The following is a 15,973-nucleotide window of genomic DNA, read 5'->3' as shown; positions in this document are numbered from 1 at the left end:
CGGCGGACCCCGCGTACCGAGGCCGGTCAGCCGAGCAGGATCACCTCCAGGGTGCGGGGACCGTGCACGCCCTCCACCCGGTCCAGTTCGATGTCGCTGGTGGCCGACGGGCCCGAGATCCAGGTCAGCGGGCGGGTCGCGGCGAGGCGTTCGAGGGCCTGCGGGACGGAGGAGACGACCTGGTCCGGGACGCGGACGACACAGATGTGGTGGTCCGGAATCAGCGAGACACGGCGCCGGCCCTGGTCCGGGGAGCCGTCGAGGACGAGGGTGCCGGTCTCGGCGATCGCCACGGCGCAGCCGGTCACCACGCTGTCCACCCGGTCCAGCCGCCGGGCGGTGTCCGCCGCCGCGTCGGGAACCCGTACCGCGTCCGTGGCGGACAGCCACTCCACGGGCAGTCCCGGCGGGAGAAGCACCTCCCGGGAGCCGCGCCCGGCCAGCAGCCGCCCGACGAGCGCCGGCAGGTCCTCCGTGCCGCAGCGGTGCACGAGCGCCCGGTAGTCCGCCAGGTTCTCCGCCAGCAGCTCCACCGTCTCCTCGGCGGTCCGCTGCCCGTGCTCGCGCAGATACTCCCGGGGTACGGCCTGCTCGTAGGGCCGCTCGTCCGGTGTCACGTCCGCGAGGGCCCGCCGCACCCGGCCCAGCACCCGCTCCCTGCTGTTCACCTGCCGCCGTCCTTCCCGCCGCGCGTGCGCTGCCACCAGTCCCGGAAGGGCTCCGGCGGCACGGCCGGCAGGTCCCGCGCGGCGCTCCACGCCCGGCCCGGACCCGGCAGGGCGCGCGGGTGCAGCCGGCGCGTCCGGGAGGCCAGCCGCTGGCCCGCGCGCAGGGCCCCGGGGTGGGTGAACGCCCAGCGTGCCGCGCGCATCGCCGCCCGCTCGGCCGCGTGCCCCTTCGCCGGCTTCAGCAGCACCCTGTTGCCCCGCCGCACCGCCGGACCGCCCTGCACCACCCGCTCCCGCAGGTGCACCAGCACCTCGGGGATGTCGATGGCGACCGGGCACACCTCGTAGCACGCCCCGCACAGCGACGAGGCGTACGGCAGCGAGGCGTCGATCTCGCTGCCCGTGCCGCGCAGCTGGGGGCTGAGGATGGCGCCGATGGGGCCGGGGTAGACCGAGCCGTAGGCGTGCCCGCCGGCCCGCTCGTACACCGGGCACACGTTCAGGCAGGCCGAGCAGCGGATGCAGCGCAGCGCCTGGCGGCCGACGGTGTCGGCGAGGGTGTCGGTGCGGCCGTTGTCGAGCAGCACCAGGTGGAAGGCGCGCGGGCCGTCCTCGCCGGTGGTGCCGGTCCACATGCTGGTGTACGGGTTCATGCGCTCGGCGGTCGAGGAGCGGGGCAGGGTCTGGAGGAAGACCTCCAGGTCCCGCCAGGTGGGCACGACCTTCTCGATGCCCACGACCGAGATCAGCGTCTCGGGCAGGGTCAGACACATCCGGCCGTTGCCCTCGGACTCGACGACCACGAGCGTGCCGGTCTCGGCGACCATGAAGTTGGCGCCGGAGATGCCGACCTTCGCCCGCAGGAACTTCTCCCGCAGGTGCAGCCGGGCCGCCTCGGCGAGATCGGCGGGCGCGTCCGTCAGGTTCTCCGGCGCGGGCCGGCCCCACTCGCCCATCTCGTGCGCGAAGATGTCCCGGATCTCGCCCCGGTTGCGGTGGATGGCGGGGACGAGGATGTGCGAGGGGCGGTCCTTGCCCAACTGCACGATCAGCTCGGCGAGATCGGTCTCGTAGGCGCTGATGCCCGCCGCCGCGAGGGCCTCGTTCAGCTCGATCTCCTGCGTGGCCATCGACTTGACCTTGACGACCTCCGACTCGCCGGTGGCCCTGACCAGTTCGGTGACGATCCGGTTGGCCTCCGCGGCGTCCGCCGCCCAGTGGACCGTGCCTCCGGCCGCGGTGACCGACTCCTCCAGCTCCACCAGATACCGGTCGAGATGGCGCAGGGTGTGGTCCTTGATCCGCCGGCCCGCCTCGCGCAGCGCCGCCCAGTCGGACAACTCGCCGACGGCCTTGGCCCGTTTGGCGCGGATGGTGTGCGTGGCGTGGCGCAGATTGCCGCGCAGCGTGGGGTTGTGGACGGCGTCGCGCGCGGCCTCGGGAAAGGCCGGCATGCCGACGAACGTGCCGCTCATACCGCCGGTTCCTCCTCCGTGCTCGCCAGGATCTCCGCGATGTGCACCGGCCGCATGCCGCTGCGCAGCCGGCTCATCGTGCCGCCGAGGTGCATGAGGCAGGAGTTGTCGGCCGCGCACAGCACCTCGGCGCCCGTCGACTCCGCGTTGCGCACCTTGTCCACGCCCATCGCCGCCGACACGTCGGCGTTCTTCACCGCGAACGTGCCGCCGAACCCGCAGCACTCCTCGGCCCCCGGCAGCTCGACCAGCTCCAGCCCCTTCACCGCCCGCAGCAGCCGGCGCGGCCGGTCCCCGAGCCCGAGGCCGCGCAGCCCGTGACAGGTCGGGTGATAGGTGACCGTGTGCGGGTAACAGGCGCCGACGTCCGTCACGCCGAGCACATCGACCAGGAACTCCGTCAGCTCGTACGTCTTCGGCACCACCGGTGCCAGCGTCCGGGCGAGCCCGTCCCCGCGCCCCTCGGCCCGGGCCCGTTCGCCCAGCCGGGGATACAGCTCCCGCACCATCGCCCCGCACGACCCGGACGGGGTTACGATCGCCTCGTAGCCGCCGAAGACATCGGAGAAGTTCCGGGCCAGCGGCTCGGCCTCATGACGGTAACCGGTGTTGTAGTGCGCCTGCCCGCAGCAGCTCTGGCCCATCGGGAAGTCGACGTCGACACCCAGTCTGGTCAGCAGCTTCACCACGGCCCGGCCCGTGTCCGGATACAGCGTGTCGTTGACACAGGTCAGGAACAGGGCGACACGCATCGAGGCTCCTCGGTGTCGGTCGTCGGACGAGTGGAACAGATCATCGGACCAGTGCAGGGTAGTCGGCGGGGTCCGGCGGCGGGGAGAGGGCGGTTCACCGCGCGGCGAGCCGGGCCTCGGCCGCCCGCCACCGGCCGGTGTCCCCCCGGGGCGTGTACCGGGTGAGCGGCTGGGTGCGGGTGAGCAGCCGGCGCAGCGCGGGCAGATCGCCGGCGAGTCCGTGCGCGCGGGCCTGCACCAGCACATTGCCGAGCGCCGCCGCCTCGGTCGCGCCCGCGACGACCGGCAGCCCGCAGGCGTCGGCCGTCAGCTGGCACAGCAGCGCGTTGCGGGTGCCGCCGCCCACCAGGTAGACCACGTCCACCGGATGGTCGGCCAGCCGGGCCGCGTCCAGCACGGCCCGCCGGTGGGCGAGGGCCAGCGAGTCCAGGATGCACCGGGTCACCTCGGCCCGGGTCACGGGCACCGGCTGTCCCGAGGCCCGGCACGCCTCGGCGATCCGCTCCGGCATCCGGCCCGGCGCGAGGAACGCCGCGGCGCCCGCGTCCACCACCGACCGCAGCGTCGGCACGGTCGCCGCCTCCCGCAGCAGCAGCCCGAGATCCGGCTCCCCCCAGGCCCGTACGCACTCCTGGAGCAGCCACAGCCCCATGATGTTGCGCAGGTAGCGGACCGTGCCGTCCAGCCCCAGTTCGTTGGTGAAGTTCGCGGCCCGGCTCTCCTCGGTGAGCACCGGCGCGGACAGCTCCAGGCCGGCCAGGGACCAGGTGCCGGTGCAGATGTAGGCGAACCGCTCGCCGGTCGCGGGGACGGCCACCACCGCCGACGCGGTGTCGTGCGAGCCGACCGCCGTCACCGGCACCGGGCCGCGCAGCCCGGTCTCCGCCAGCACCCGGGGCCGCAGGGTCCCGGCCGGATCGCCCGGCTGCCGCAGCGGCGCGAACAGGGCGAGGTCGATGCCCAGCCGGTCGGCGACCTCGTACGCCCAGGTCCGGGTCCGCGGGTCGACGAGCTGCGTGGTGGAGGCGTTGGTCAGCTCGGTGCCCTGCTCGCCGGTGAGCCAGTACGTCAGCAGGTCCGGGACGAGCAGCACCCGTGCCGCGTGCGCGAACCGGGCGGTCGGGCGGTCGGCCGTGAGCTGGTACAGCGTGTTGAACGGCGCGTGCTGAAGGCCCGTCGCCGCGTACAGCTCCGCCGCCGGCACGGTCGCCCACACCTTCTCCGCGACCCCTTCGGTACGGGCGTCGCGATAGTGCGCCGGATTGCCGAGCAGTGCCCCGTCGGCGTCCAGCAGGCCGTAGTCCACCGCCCAGCTGTCGATGCCGACGGAGGCGAGCGGGCCGTCCGCGCAGTGCGTGCCCGCCGCCCGCAGCCCGTCCAGGACACCGCCGTACAGCGCGAGGATGTCCCAGCGCAGCCCCTCCGGCAGGCGCACCGGCCGGTTCGGGAACCGGTGCGCCTCGGTCAGCTCCACCGAGTCCGGACCCACCCGGCCCACCATGACCCGCCCGCTGGACGCGCCCAGGTCGACCGCCGCGTACGCCTTCACGCCCGTGCTCATCGCAGGAACGCGGCCGCCACGCCCGCGTCGACCGGGAGGTGCACCCCGGTGGTGTGCGTGAGGTCCCCGCCGGTCAGCGCGAACACCGCGTTCGCCACGTGCTCGGGCAGCACCTCGCGCTTGAGCAGCGTCCGCTGTGCGTAGAACTCGCCCAGCTTCTCCTCCGGCACCCCGTACACGGCGGCCCGCCGCGCGCCCCAGCCCCCGGCGAAGATCCCGGAGCCGCGCACCACACCGTCCGGGTTGACCCCGTTCACCCGGATCCCGTGCTCGCCCAACTCGGCCGCCAGCAGCCGCACCTGGTGGGCCTGGTCGGCCTTGGTGGCCGAGTAGGCGATGTTGTTCGGCCCGGCGAAGACGGCGTTCTTCGAGACGATGTACACGATGTCGCCGCCCAGCCCCTGCGCCGTCATCACCCGTGCCGCCTCCCGCGACACCAGGAACGAGCCGCGGGCCATGACGTCGTGCTGGAGGTCCCAGTCCCGGGCGGTGGTCTCCAGCAGCGGCTTGGAGACGGAGATCCCGGCGTTGTTCACGACGAGGTCGACCCCGCCGAAGGCGAGCGCCGCGGACCGGAACGCGGCGGCGATCTGCTCCTCGGAGGTGACGTCCACGGTGACGGCGACGGCCTTGTCCGGACCGCCCAGCTCCTCGGCGACCCGCGCCGCGCCCTCGGCGTTCAGGTCGGCGACGACGACACAGGCGCCCTCCGCGACCAGCCGGTGCGCGACGGCCCTGCCGATCCCGCTGCCCGCGCCCGTCACCAGCGCGACCCGCGTGGCGAGCGGCTCGGGCGCCGGCATCCGGCGGAGCTTGGCCTCCTCCAGCGCCCAGTACTCGATGCGGAACTTCTCCGACTCCTCGATGGGCGCGTACGACGAGACCGCCTCGGCACCCCGCATGACGTTGATCGCGTTCACGTAGAACTCGCCGGCCACCCGGGCGGTCTGCTTGTCCTTGCCGAAACTGAACATGCCGACACCCGGGATCAGCACGATGGCCGGGTCGGCGCCGCGCATGGCGGGGGAGTCGGGCAGCGCGTGCCGCCGGTAGTAGGCGGCGTACTCCTCCCGGTAGGCGGCGTGCAGCTCCTTCAGCCGGGCGACGGCGTCCTCCAGCGGCGCGGCCGGCGGCAGGTCCAGCACGAGCGGCCGTACCTTGGTGCGCAGGAAGTGATCGGGGCAGGAGGTGCCGAGGGCCGCCAGCCGGGGGTGCTCGGCGCGGGCCAGGAAGTCCAGGACGGCGTCGGAGTCGGTGAAGTGGCCCACCTGCGCCCGGTCCCGCGAGGCCAGGCCCCGGACGTACGGCGCGAGCGCGGCGGCCCGCTCCCTGCGCTCGGCCTCGGGCAGCGCCTCGTACCCGGCGACGACCGGCCCGAACGGCTCGGCCCTGCCCCTTTCGGCGAGGAACGCCTCGGCGGTGCGGATGATGTACAGCGAGTTGCGTTCGCACTCCTCGGACGAGTCGCCCCAGGCGGTGATCCCGTGCCCGCCGAGGACGCATCCGACGGCCCGCGGATGGGCGGCCTTGACCGCGGCGATGTCCAGCCCGAGCTGGAACCCGGGCCGCCGCCACGGCACCCACACCACGCGGTCCCCGAAACACTCGGCGGTCAGCTTCTCCCCGTCGGCCGCGCAGGCCAGCGCGATACCGGAGTCCGGATGCAGATGGTCCACGTGCGGGGCGTCCACCAGGGCGTGCATGGCGGTGTCGATGGACGGCGCGGCCCCGCCCCTGCCGTGCAGGCAGTAGTCGAAGGCCCCGACCATCTCGTCCTCGCGCTCGACACCCGGGTAGACGTCGACGAGCGCCCGCAGCCGGTCCAGCCGCAACACGGCGAGCCCGCCCTCGGTGAGCGTCCCGAGGTCGCCCCCGGACCCCTTCACCCACATCAGCTCCACGTCACCGCCGGTGACCGGATCGCCGGCGACGCCTTTGGCGGAGGCGTTGCCACCGGCGTAGTTGGTGTTGCGGGGATCGGAGCCGAGGCGGTGCGAGCGGGAGAGGAGAGCGGCTGCTTCGGGGTGGGTGGTCATGAGGTCGGGTTCCTTTCCGGAAGAGGGGAGGGGCGAAAGGGGCGCGGGGAAGTGCGCGGCACGTCACGACGGACCCGCGCCCCGCGACGGCGCTCCGGAGGCGGAGGCGTCACGCGCCCCAGCCGGCCTGCTCGCCCCCGACCCGCTCGGCGACGATCTTCTCGGCCCACCCGGACCGGGCATACGCGGCCATCGGATCGGGGTCCACCCCCATGTCCTCCCGTACCTCGCGAAGCAGCGGCCGCACATCGGTGTTGTACGCGTCCATCAGCACCGCGTTGGCCCCCAGCACGTCCCCCGTCGCCTGAGCCCGCGCCAACGCGGCCCTGTCGACCAGCAGTGCCTTGGCCGTGGCCTCCTGAACGTTCATCACCGACCGGATGATCGCCGGAATCTTCGGCTCGATGTTGTGGCACTGGTCGAGCATGAACGCCACCTCGGAGGTGAACCCTCCGCCCCGCACCACCTCGTACATGATCCGGAACAGCTGGAAGGGGTCCGCCGCTCCCGCCATCAGGTCGTCGTCGGCGTAGAACCGCGAGTTGAAGTCGAACCCGCCGAGCCTGTCCTCTCTCAGCAGCGTGGCGACGATGAACTCGATGTTGGTGCCCGGCGCGTGGTGCCCGGTGTCCACCACCACCCGGGCCCTGTCGCCGAGTGCGAGGCAGTGGGCGTAGGCGGTCCCCCAGTCCGGCACGTCCGTCGAGTAGAACGCCGGCTCGAAGAGCTTGTACTCCAGCAGCATCCGCTGCCCGTCCCCGAGCCGCGCGTACACCTCGGCCAGCCCCTCGGCCAGCCGGTCCTGGCGGGCCCGCACATCGTCCTGCCCGGGATAGTTCGTGCCGTCCGCGAACCACAGCTTCAGATCGCGGGACCCGGTGGCGTCCATGATGTCGACGCAGCGCAGCAGGTGGTCCACCGCCTTGCGGCGCACCGCCGCGTCCGGATGGCAGATGCTGCCCAGCTTGTAGTCGTCGTCCTGGAAGGTGTTGGAGTTGATCGCGCCCAGCCGCAGCCCCCGCTCCCCGGCGTACTTCGCGAGCGCGGTGTAGTCCTCCACGGTGTCCCAGGGGATGTGCAGGGCGACCGAGGGCGCCACCCCGGTGAACGCGTGCACCCGCGCCGCGTCCTGGAGCTTCTCCCACGGCGAGCGCGGCACACCGGCCTGCGCGAACACCTTGAACCGGGTGCCCGAGTTCCCGTACGCCCACGACGGCGTCTCGACGGCCTGGGTCTTGAGCGCGGCCTTCACCGCGGCGAGGTCGGTCACTTCGGGGCTCCTGTGGATGTCGGGCGTACGACGGACTGAGCGTATGAAACGATTCAGAACGGCAAGCTAGGTGCCGTCACCAGGGGTGTCAAGCACTCCGACCGACCCGGACGCCACTACCTCTCCGCAACCAGCAGTCGTCGAAACTTTTTCGATACGGGCCCATTGACGTGACATGGCCACGGTGCCTACGGTCCCGGAAATCCGCTTGAAACCTTTCACGACATCGTTGGCGGCCGGCGAGCCTGCGCCGGTGGCCGTCGAGGAGCCCCCATGACCCACCCGCCCGACCCGGGACCGGTCCCGGCGCTGAAGGGCGTCTCCAAGTCCTTCGGCGCCGCAGGCGCCCTCCGGGACGTCTCCCTGGAACTGCCGCCCGGTCAGGCGCACGCCCTCGCCGGCGAGCACGGCGCGGGCAAGCCGACGCTGATCAAGACCCTCGCCGGAGCGCACCCCCCGGACGCCGGGCAGGTGCTGCCCGACGGCCGGCCCGACGTCGTCCACGGGCCCGGCGACGCCCGTGACGCCGGCATCCCCGTCAGCTACCAGGAACCCACCCTGTTCCCCGATCTGTCGATCGCCGAGAACATCTTCCTGGGTCGCAGGCCCAAACGCGCTCTCGGTCGCGGGGTCCCACAGCCCGAAGGTCCCGACGGTGCCGTTCTCGACGTAGCGGCGCGGGTCGTCGGGGGCGCCGAGACCGGTCAGCCGGACCTTTGCCCTCGTACCCGGACCTGGACCCTCGGAGAGAACGGCGTGAGCGACCGCGGCAGGCCGACCGTGTTCGACGCCCGCAGAATCGACGGCTACGACTTCTGAGAGAACGGGAGCGGTTCATGCAGCGCGTGTGCTTCCTGCTGAAGGTCAGGGCGGACCGGCTCGACGAGTACCGGGCGCGGCACGCGACCGTCTGGCCGGAGATGCTCGACGCCCTGTCGGCGACCGGCTGGCACAACTACTCGCTGTTCCTGCGCGAGGACGGCCTGCTCGTCGGCTATCTGGAGACCGAGGACTTCGCCGCCGCCCAGGCCGGCATGGCCGCCACCGAGGTCAACGCCCGCTGGCAGAAGGAGATGGCACCCTTCTTCGAGTCCCTGGACGGCGCCCGGCCCGACGAGGCCATGCGACCGCTCACCGAAGTGTTCCACCTGGCCTGACCGGAGCTACGCGGATGAGACCCTCGCTGACCGGGCCGGCCGTCACCCTGCTCGACGCCCGGGCCCTGTACTTCGTCTCCTACGACGGCCTGGTCAACACCAACTCCTTCCAGAAACACGGCCTGCTGACCCACCGGGGCCACCAGTACGCCGTCTGGTACACGGCGAGCCGCGAGGCGGTCGTGGCCCGCCGCGGGCTCGGCACGGCCACCTGGTCGGCCGTCCCGCTGCCCCACCGGCTGAAGGCCGACGACTCCCACAACGTCATCTGCATGGGCGTCTCCCCGGCGGACGGCCGCCTGCACCTGAACCTCGACTCCCACAGCGACGGCTTCCACTACGTCAAGTCCGTCGCCCGGCTCCTCGACGACCCCTGCGGCACCGCCTGGGGCCCGTCCGCCTTCGGCGCCGTACAGACCACCCTGGACGGCCTGCCGCTCACCGAGCGGTTCACCTACCCGCAGTTCCTCACCACACCCGAGGGCCGGCTCCAGCTCGCCTACCGGACCGGCGTCTCCGGCAACGGCCGCAACGCCCTCGCGGAGTACGACGGTTCGCGCTGGACGGCCCTCGGGGAGTGGTCCGGCGCCACCGGCACGTACACCACCGCGCACGGCTCCAGCACCGCCCGCAACATGTATCCGCACGGCCTCGACTACGACCGGCGCGGCCGGCTGCACGTCCTGTTCACCTGGCGGGAGCGGGACCCGGCCGTCCTCGGCGGCAGGAGCGCACTGACCAACCACGACACCGGCTACGTCAGTTCCGACGACCGCGGCCGGACCTGGCGCGACGACGCGGGCACCGTGGTGGGCACCACCGGCGGGCCGGACCGGGTCCGCGTCACCGACCCCGGCCTGGTCGTCGACCCGCTGGGCCCGGACCACTGCCTGATGAACCAGGAGAGCCAGTGCGTCGACTCGGCCGGCCGGCCGCACGCGGTCGTCAGCCACCTCCCCGTCCGCCTCGGCCCGGCGACCACCGGCTACGCCGCCGCCCGCACCGCCCACGCCCGCGCCCATCATCTGCGCAAGACCGCCTCCGGGGCCTGGCTCAAGACCGAGATCCCCGTCCCGCTCCGCTCCAGCCAGCGCACCCGGCTGGTCCTGGACCGCCACGACAACGCCTATGCCGTGCTGCCCCGCGGCCGGATCGCCGCGGCCTCGGCGGCCTCCGGACACACCGACTGGACCCTGCTGTTCGACGGCGCCGGGCTCAACGCGTTCGGCGAGGTGGTGGTCGACGAGACCCGCATCGCGGCGGACCACGTCCTGTCGTTCATGTACCAGGAGAGATCCGCCGGGACGACGCCCTCGCCGCTGCACGTGGCCGACTTCGCCCTGCCCGCGTGACGGTAATGTGAAGCTCGTCCCGCCGCATCCCGTCCCTGGAGGTCCGAAGCCCGATGGCCCAGTCGGTGGGTATCAAGGACGTCGCCCGCGCCGCCGGAGTGTCGGTGGGCACGGTGTCCAACGTCATCAACCGCCCGGACACCGTGGCGAGCGAGACCCGGGCCCGGGTGCTGTCCGCGATCGACCGGCTCGGCTACGTCCGCAGCGAGTCGGCGCGCCAGCTGCGCGCGGGCCGCAGCCGGATCATGGGCCTGCTCGTGCTCGACATGGGCAACCCGTTCTTCGTGGACGTGGCCCGCGGCGCCGAACGGGCGGCCCGGGAGGCCGGGCTCGGCGTGATGGTGTGCAACAGCGCCCAGGACGCGGCCGAGGAGGCGGAGTACCTCTCGCTCTTCGCCGAACAGCGGGTCCGCGGCGTGCTGCTCACCCCGGCCGACGCCACCGGCCGCAACATCGCCGCCTTCCGCCGGCACGGCATCCCGTTCGTGCTGGTCGACCGGGTCGCCGAGGGCACCACCGAGTGCTCGGTGTCGGTGGACGACATCGCGGGCGGCGCGCTCGCGGTGCGCCACCTGGTGGACGCCGGGCATCGCAGCATCGCCTACGTCAGCGGCCCGCCCGGGCTCAACCAGGTCCGCGACCGGCGCACCGGCGCGCTGTCCGCCCTCGCCGAGGCCGGACTCGGCCCCGAGGCGCTGCGCGAACTGCCCACCGACCGCCTGGACGTGGCCGCGGGCCGGGACGCGGGCGCCCGCCTGCTCGGCCTCGCCGACCGGCCCACCGCCGTCTTCTGCGCCAACGACCTGCTCGCCCTCGGCCTGCTCCAGGCCATGTACGCGGCGGGCGTCACCGTCCCCGACGACCTCGCCATCGTCGGCTACGACGACATCGAGTTCGCCGCCGCGGCGGCCGTCCCCCTCACCTCCGTGCGCCAGCCCGCCGTCACCCTCGGCGCCCTCGCCGCCGAACTGCTGCTGGAGGAGACCGAACAGGGCGAGCGGGCCCACGAGCACCGCCGGGTGGTGCTCCAGCCGGAGCTGGTGGTGCGCCGCTCCAGCCTCGTCGCCCGCTGACCGCCGCGACCGGCGGTGATCCCGGGCGCCGGCCCGCGCGCGCCCGTGTGCTCAACTGGGACGCGTCCGCATCCGCTCGTCCCGGGAGACCCGTTGAGCCTCAGCTACCGCCAGCCCGGCGTCGTCCTCACCGATCACCACTTCACCGTGCCCCTCGACCACGCCGACCCCGGCGGCGAGACCATCGAGCTGTACGCCCGCGAGGCGGTGGCGAGCGACAAGGCCGGGCAGGACCTGCCCTGGCTGGTGTACCTCACGGGCGGCCCCGGCTTCGGAGCGAGCCGTTTCGTCGGACGTCAGTCCTGGCTCGACCGGGCCCTGGAGGAGTACCGCGTCCTGCTGCTCGACCAGCGCGGCACCGGCCGCTCCACCCCCGCCACCCGGCAGACGCTCCCGCTGCGCGGCGGCCCCGCCGCCCAGGCCGACTACCTCACCCGCTTCCGCGCCGACTCCATCGTGCGCGACTGCGAGGCCATCCGCCCCCGGCTCACCGGCGGCGCCCCGTGGACCGTGCTCGGCCAGAGCTACGGCGGCTTCTGCACGGTGACGTACCTCTCCCTCGCCCCCGAGGGCGTGCACACGGCGCTTGTCACCGGCGGACTGCCCTCCCTGCACGCCCACGCCGACGACGTCTACCGGGCCGCCTACCCGCGCATCGAGCGCAAGGTCGCCGCCCACTACGACCGCTACCCGCAGGACGTGGCGGCGGCCCGCCGGATCGCCGACCACCTCCTCACCCACGACGTGGTCCTCCCCGGCGGCTACCGCCTCACCGTGGAGGCCTTCCAGTCCCTCGGCCTGATGCTCGGCACGAGCGACGGCAGCCACCGCCTGCACCACCTGCTGGAGGACGCCTTCGCGCGCACCCCGTCCGGCCCGGAGCTGTCCGACGCCTTCCAGGAGCAGGCGCAGGCGCTGCTGTCGTACGCCGCCAACCCCCTCTACGCCCTCGTCCACGAGACGATCTACGGCCAGGACGCCCGCCCCACCGCCTGGGCCGCCGAACGGGTCCGCGCCGAGTTCCCGCAGTTCGACGCGGCCAAGGCGCTCGCCGGGGACGGCCCGGTGCTCTTCACCGGCGAGACCGTCCACCCCTGGATGTTCGAGACCGACCCGGCCCTGCGGCCCCTGCGCGAGACCGCCGGGCTGCTCGCCGCCCGCACCGACTGGCGCCCGCTGTACGACCCGGCCCGCCTCGCCGCCAACGAGGTCCCCGTCGCCGCGGCCGTCTACCACGACGACATGTACGTCGACGCCGCCCACTCCCTCCGGACCGCGGCCGCGATCCGCGGCCTGCGCCCCTGGGTCACCAACGAGTACGAGCACGACGGCCTGCGCACGGGCGCGCCCCGGGTCCTGGACCGGCTGCTGGCCCTGGTTCGCGACGAGGTGTGACGGACGGCCCAGGACGGCGGCGCGCAGGGCGCATTCGCAGGTCAGTAGGCTGGTTCCCATGCCGGACCAGACAACCGACCCCGCCGACCTGCGCGGCGACTGCGCCCAGTGCTTCGGACTGTGCTGTGTCGCCCTGCCCTTCGCCCGCTCCGCCGACTTCGCCGTGAACAAGCCGGCGGGCACCCCCTGCGCCAACCTCCGGGACGACCACCGCTGCGGCATCCACGCCCGCCTGCGGCAGCGGGGCTTCACCGGCTGCACGGTCTACGACTGCTTCGGCGCCGGGCAGAAGGTGTCCCAGGTCACCTTCGGCGGGCAGGACTGGCGTACCGCGCCGAAGGATCAGGCGCGCCGGATGTTCGACGTGTTCCCGGTCGTCCGGCAGCTGCACGAACTGCTGTGGTACCTCACCGAGGCGCTGAACCTGCCCGCCGCCGCGTCCGTCCACCCCGAGCTGCGGCGGGCGCTGGAGCGGACGGAGGGACTCACCCGGCGCAGCCCTGGGGAACTGGCCGCGCTGGACGTGGCCGCGCACCGGCAGGAGGTCAACGTGCTCCTGCTGCGCACCAGCGAACTGGTCCGGGCCGGCGCCGCCGGAAAGGGCAAGGGCAAGAGCAAGGGCAAGGACCGGCGCGGCGCGGACCTGATCGGCGCCCGGCTCAGGGGCGCCGATCTGCGCGGGGCGAGCCTGCGCGGCGCGTATCTCATCGCGGCCGACCTCACCGGAGCCGATCTGCGCGAGGCGGATCTGATCGGCGCGGACCTGCGGGACGCCGACCTCACCGACGCCGATCTGACCGGCGCGTTCTTCCTCACCCAGCCCCAGGTGAACGCCGCGCGGGGCGGCGCCGGTACGCGGCTGCCGGCGTCAGTCGCCCGGCCGGTGCACTGGGCAGCGGCCGGCTGACCGGGGCTCAACCGGCTCGTGCGGGCTTTGCCGTGAGTCGTCCGCGGCGCCGTCGCGGGCCGGTCGCGCCGGTACCGCGGAGCCGCTGTCGACACCGCCGTGCGTCCCTTCGGCGCGCTGCCGTCGCCGCTCCAGCCGCAGCCGCAGCCCCTCCGGCATCAGGGTCAGGCGTTCGGCCACGGTCAGGCGGTAGCCGGGCTCGGTGCGCAGGTCGTAGCGGCGCAGCAGCAGACCGAGGACCAGGGTCGCCTCGTGCAGGGCGAACTGCCGGCCGATGCAGGCCCGCGCCCCGGTGCCGAACGGCTTGAAGGTGTGCGGCGGCCGGGCGCGTACGGCCGCCGCGGTGAAGCGGTCCGGGTCGAACCGCTCGGGGTCCGCGCCCCACACCTCCGGCGCGCGGTGCAGCATCGGCGTCAGCACCAGGGCCCACGCGCCCCGGCGCATCGGATGCTCCCCGGCGAGGACCGTGTCGTGCCGGGCCTCGCGGGCGAAGGCGGGCGCGGTCGGCCACAGCCGCAGCGACTCGTCCAGCACCCGGCGCACATAGCGCAGCCGGGCGACCTGGTCGTAGCGGGGATGCGGCGCGTCGCCCCAGACGCGGTCCACCTCGGCGCGGGCCCGGGCGGCGATCTCGGGATGCCGGGCGAGGTAGTACAGGGCGAAGGAGAGCGCGCCCGAGGTGGTCTCGTGCCCCGCGACCAGGAACGTGATCACCTGCTTGCGGACGTTCTCGGCGGACAGCCGCTCCCCGGTCTCGGGGTGCGTGGTGGCCAGCATGCGGTCCAGCAGGTCTCCCTCGCCGCCACCGGACCGGCGCCGGGCCGCCACCAGTTCGTCCACCGTGCGGTCGAGGCAGGCCATGTCGGCCGCGTTGCGCCGGGCCGCGGAGCGCAGCAGCAGCGGGGCCAGCGGCGCGGGGACGGTGTTCAGCCGCTGGGCGTAGCCGAGCGTGCCGACCATCGCGGTGACGAAGGGGTGCGGGCGGTCGCGTTCGAAGGAGCCGAAGTCGTGCCCGAAGCCGGTCCGCGCGATCGTCTCCAGGGTCAGCCGGGTCATGTCGCCGGGCACGTCCACCGTGTGCCCGGCAGCCAGCCGCCGGTCCCAGTGGTCGGTGAGCCGGCCGGCCACGGACAGCATCATCCCGTGGTAGCCCTCCATGGCCTCCCGGCTGAACCCGGGCGCCAGGACGTCGTGCGCCAGCTGCCAGTTGGGTTCGTGGTTGTAGGCGGTGAACAGGCCGTCCCCGGCCACCGGCCGCAGATTGGCGACGCCCAGCCCGACGTGCTTGGCGAACCGCGACTCGTCGGCGAGGTCGGCGACCAGCCGCGCCCCCCACACCAGCACGAACTCGTTGCCGAAGGCCCGGCGCCGGAAGATCGGACCCAGTGCGCGGGCATGGCGCAGCGAGTCCTGGAGCGGACGGTGCCGGTCGGCGTCGAGCACATCGCCGAGCAGCGGCAGCCGGCGCGGCGGGTGCGGTATGCGATGCAGCTCGGGCCAGCCGTGCTCGGCGCTCCGGAAGCCCTTCGGCGGCCGGTTCCCCATGGTCTTCGTCATCTCCGCCATGGCGCGATCCCCCTTGATCCAGCGGATGGTTGACGCCGCCCCCGCATGTTGTACGTGGGTTCAATAACGCGCTCAGTGTCGGGCCGTTGTCGAACCGGCGTCAAGTAAAGTGACGCCATGCCCGCGAACGAGGAGGAGCGCGCCCGGCGCCGGCTCAGTACCGAGGAACGCCGGGAACAGTTGCTGTCGGTCGGTGCGAAGCTGTTCTCGGAGAGCGCCTACGACGATGTGTGGGTCGAGCGGGTCGCCGAGATCGCGGGGGTTTCGCGGGGGCTGCTGTATCACTACTTCCCCACCAAACGGGACTTCTTCGCCGCGGTCGTGGAGCGCGAGAGCGAGCGGATGCTGCGGATGACGGCGGCCGTGCCCGGGGTGCCGGTGCGCGAGCAGCTGGCCGCCGGTCTCGACGCCTACCTCGGCTATGTCGAGGCCCACGCCCACGGCTTCCGCGCCTTCCACCGCGCCGACGCGGCCGGCGACCAGGCCGTGCGCCGTGTCTACCGGCGGGCGCTGGCCGCGCAGGAGCGGCAGATCCTGGCCGCGTTCGCCGCCGACCCGGAGTTCGGGCCGGTCGTCGAGGCCGCTCCCGGGGTCCACCTGGCGGTGCGCGGCTGGCTCGCCTTCACCACGGCCGTGTGTCTGGAATGGCTGCGCGGCGAAGGCGAGTTGAGCCGCGCGCAGGTGCGCGACCTGTGCGCCCGCGCGCTGCTGGGCGTCCTCGCGTAACCCCGAACGATTCCGTCCGCCGGTGCGGCGCGGTT

13 protein-coding genes and 1 pseudogene are annotated in these 15,973 nt (G+C 73.5%); 7 read left to right on the top strand and 7 right to left on the bottom strand.

What is annotated here, in order from left to right; genetic code table 11:
- Nucleotides 1-26 precede the first annotated feature (26 nt).
- From SCK26_RS04955 to rhaI, 6 genes are all read right to left on the bottom strand, one after another.
- Complete coding sequence (locus SCK26_RS04955) at nucleotides 27-668, bottom strand: lactate utilization protein C (RefSeq protein WP_318200021.1); 642 nt, start codon at nucleotides 666-668, stop codon at nucleotides 27-29.
- Entirely contained in the window at nucleotides 665-2,143 is a 1,479-nt protein-coding gene (locus tag SCK26_RS04950; RefSeq protein ID WP_318200020.1) for a lactate utilization protein B, read from the bottom strand. Before SCK26_RS04950 ends, SCK26_RS04955 begins: the two co-directional genes overlap by 4 nt.
- A complete protein-coding gene (locus tag SCK26_RS04945; RefSeq protein ID WP_318200019.1) occupies nucleotides 2,140-2,895 on the bottom strand; it encodes a (Fe-S)-binding protein in 756 nt (251 codons plus the stop codon). Before SCK26_RS04945 ends, SCK26_RS04950 begins: the two co-directional genes overlap by 4 nt.
- Nucleotides 2,896-2,989: 94 nt before the next feature.
- Complete coding sequence (locus tag SCK26_RS04940) at nucleotides 2,990-4,456, bottom strand: rhamnulokinase family protein (RefSeq protein WP_318200018.1); 1,467 nt, start codon at nucleotides 4,454-4,456, stop codon at nucleotides 2,990-2,992.
- Entirely contained in the window at nucleotides 4,453-6,492 is a 2,040-nt protein-coding gene (locus SCK26_RS04935; protein ID WP_318200017.1) for a bifunctional aldolase/short-chain dehydrogenase, read from the bottom strand. The genes SCK26_RS04940 and SCK26_RS04935 overlap by 4 nt, the downstream gene beginning before the upstream one ends.
- Before the next feature lie 109 nt (nucleotides 6,493-6,601).
- Entirely contained in the window at nucleotides 6,602-7,762 is a 1,161-nt protein-coding gene (gene rhaI, locus SCK26_RS04930) for an L-rhamnose isomerase (protein WP_318200016.1), read from the bottom strand.
- A gap of 273 nt (nucleotides 7,763-8,035) precedes the next feature.
- On the opposite strand from rhaI, the pseudogene SCK26_RS04925 reads away from it, so the two are divergent.
- From SCK26_RS04925 to SCK26_RS04900, 6 genes and pseudogenes are all read left to right on the top strand, one after another.
- Nucleotides 8,036-8,389, top strand: a pseudogene (locus SCK26_RS04925) (ATP-binding cassette domain-containing protein); the annotation flags it as partial.
- A gap of 209 nt (nucleotides 8,390-8,598) precedes the next feature.
- The gene (locus SCK26_RS04920; RefSeq protein WP_318200015.1) at nucleotides 8,599-8,919 is read left to right on the top strand and encodes an L-rhamnose mutarotase; all 321 of its coding nucleotides are present in this window, start codon (nucleotides 8,599-8,601) and stop codon (nucleotides 8,917-8,919) included.
- 14 nt (nucleotides 8,920-8,933) lie between these two features.
- On the top strand, nucleotides 8,934-10,271 hold the full coding sequence (locus SCK26_RS04915) for a BNR repeat-containing protein (protein WP_318200014.1): 1,338 nt from the start codon (nucleotides 8,934-8,936) through the stop codon (nucleotides 10,269-10,271).
- Nucleotides 10,272-10,324: 53 nt separating this feature from the next.
- Nucleotides 10,325-11,344 carry a LacI family DNA-binding transcriptional regulator gene (locus tag SCK26_RS04910; RefSeq protein WP_318200013.1) on the top strand — a complete coding sequence of 340 codons (1,020 nt, stop codon included), beginning with the start codon at nucleotides 10,325-10,327 and terminating at the stop codon, nucleotides 11,342-11,344.
- A gap of 93 nt (nucleotides 11,345-11,437) precedes the next feature.
- Entirely contained in the window at nucleotides 11,438-12,739 is a 1,302-nt protein-coding gene (locus SCK26_RS04905) for an alpha/beta fold hydrolase (RefSeq protein ID WP_318200012.1), read from the top strand.
- Nucleotides 12,740-12,797: 58 nt separating this feature from the next.
- Nucleotides 12,798-13,646 carry a pentapeptide repeat-containing protein gene (locus SCK26_RS04900; protein WP_318200011.1) on the top strand — a complete coding sequence of 283 codons (849 nt, stop codon included), beginning with the start codon at nucleotides 12,798-12,800 and terminating at the stop codon, nucleotides 13,644-13,646.
- Here SCK26_RS04900 and SCK26_RS04895 read toward each other — a convergent pair.
- On the bottom strand, nucleotides 13,608-15,212 hold the full coding sequence (locus tag SCK26_RS04895; RefSeq protein ID WP_318200010.1) for a cytochrome P450: 1,605 nt from the start codon (nucleotides 15,210-15,212) through the stop codon (nucleotides 13,608-13,610). The genes SCK26_RS04900 and SCK26_RS04895 overlap by 39 nt on opposite strands.
- A gap of 117 nt (nucleotides 15,213-15,329) precedes the next feature.
- Between SCK26_RS04895 and SCK26_RS04890 the strand changes: the two genes are divergently transcribed.
- A complete protein-coding gene (locus tag SCK26_RS04890) occupies nucleotides 15,330-15,938 on the top strand; it encodes a TetR/AcrR family transcriptional regulator (RefSeq protein WP_318200009.1) in 609 nt (202 codons plus the stop codon).
- Nucleotides 15,939-15,973: the final 35 nt, after the last annotated feature.

The sequence above is a fragment of the Streptomyces sp. SCL15-4 genome (assembly GCF_033366695.1).
Classification (GTDB): domain Bacteria; phylum Actinomycetota; class Actinomycetes; order Streptomycetales; family Streptomycetaceae; genus Streptomyces.
This window is presented reverse-complemented; position numbering and strand designations above follow the sequence as displayed.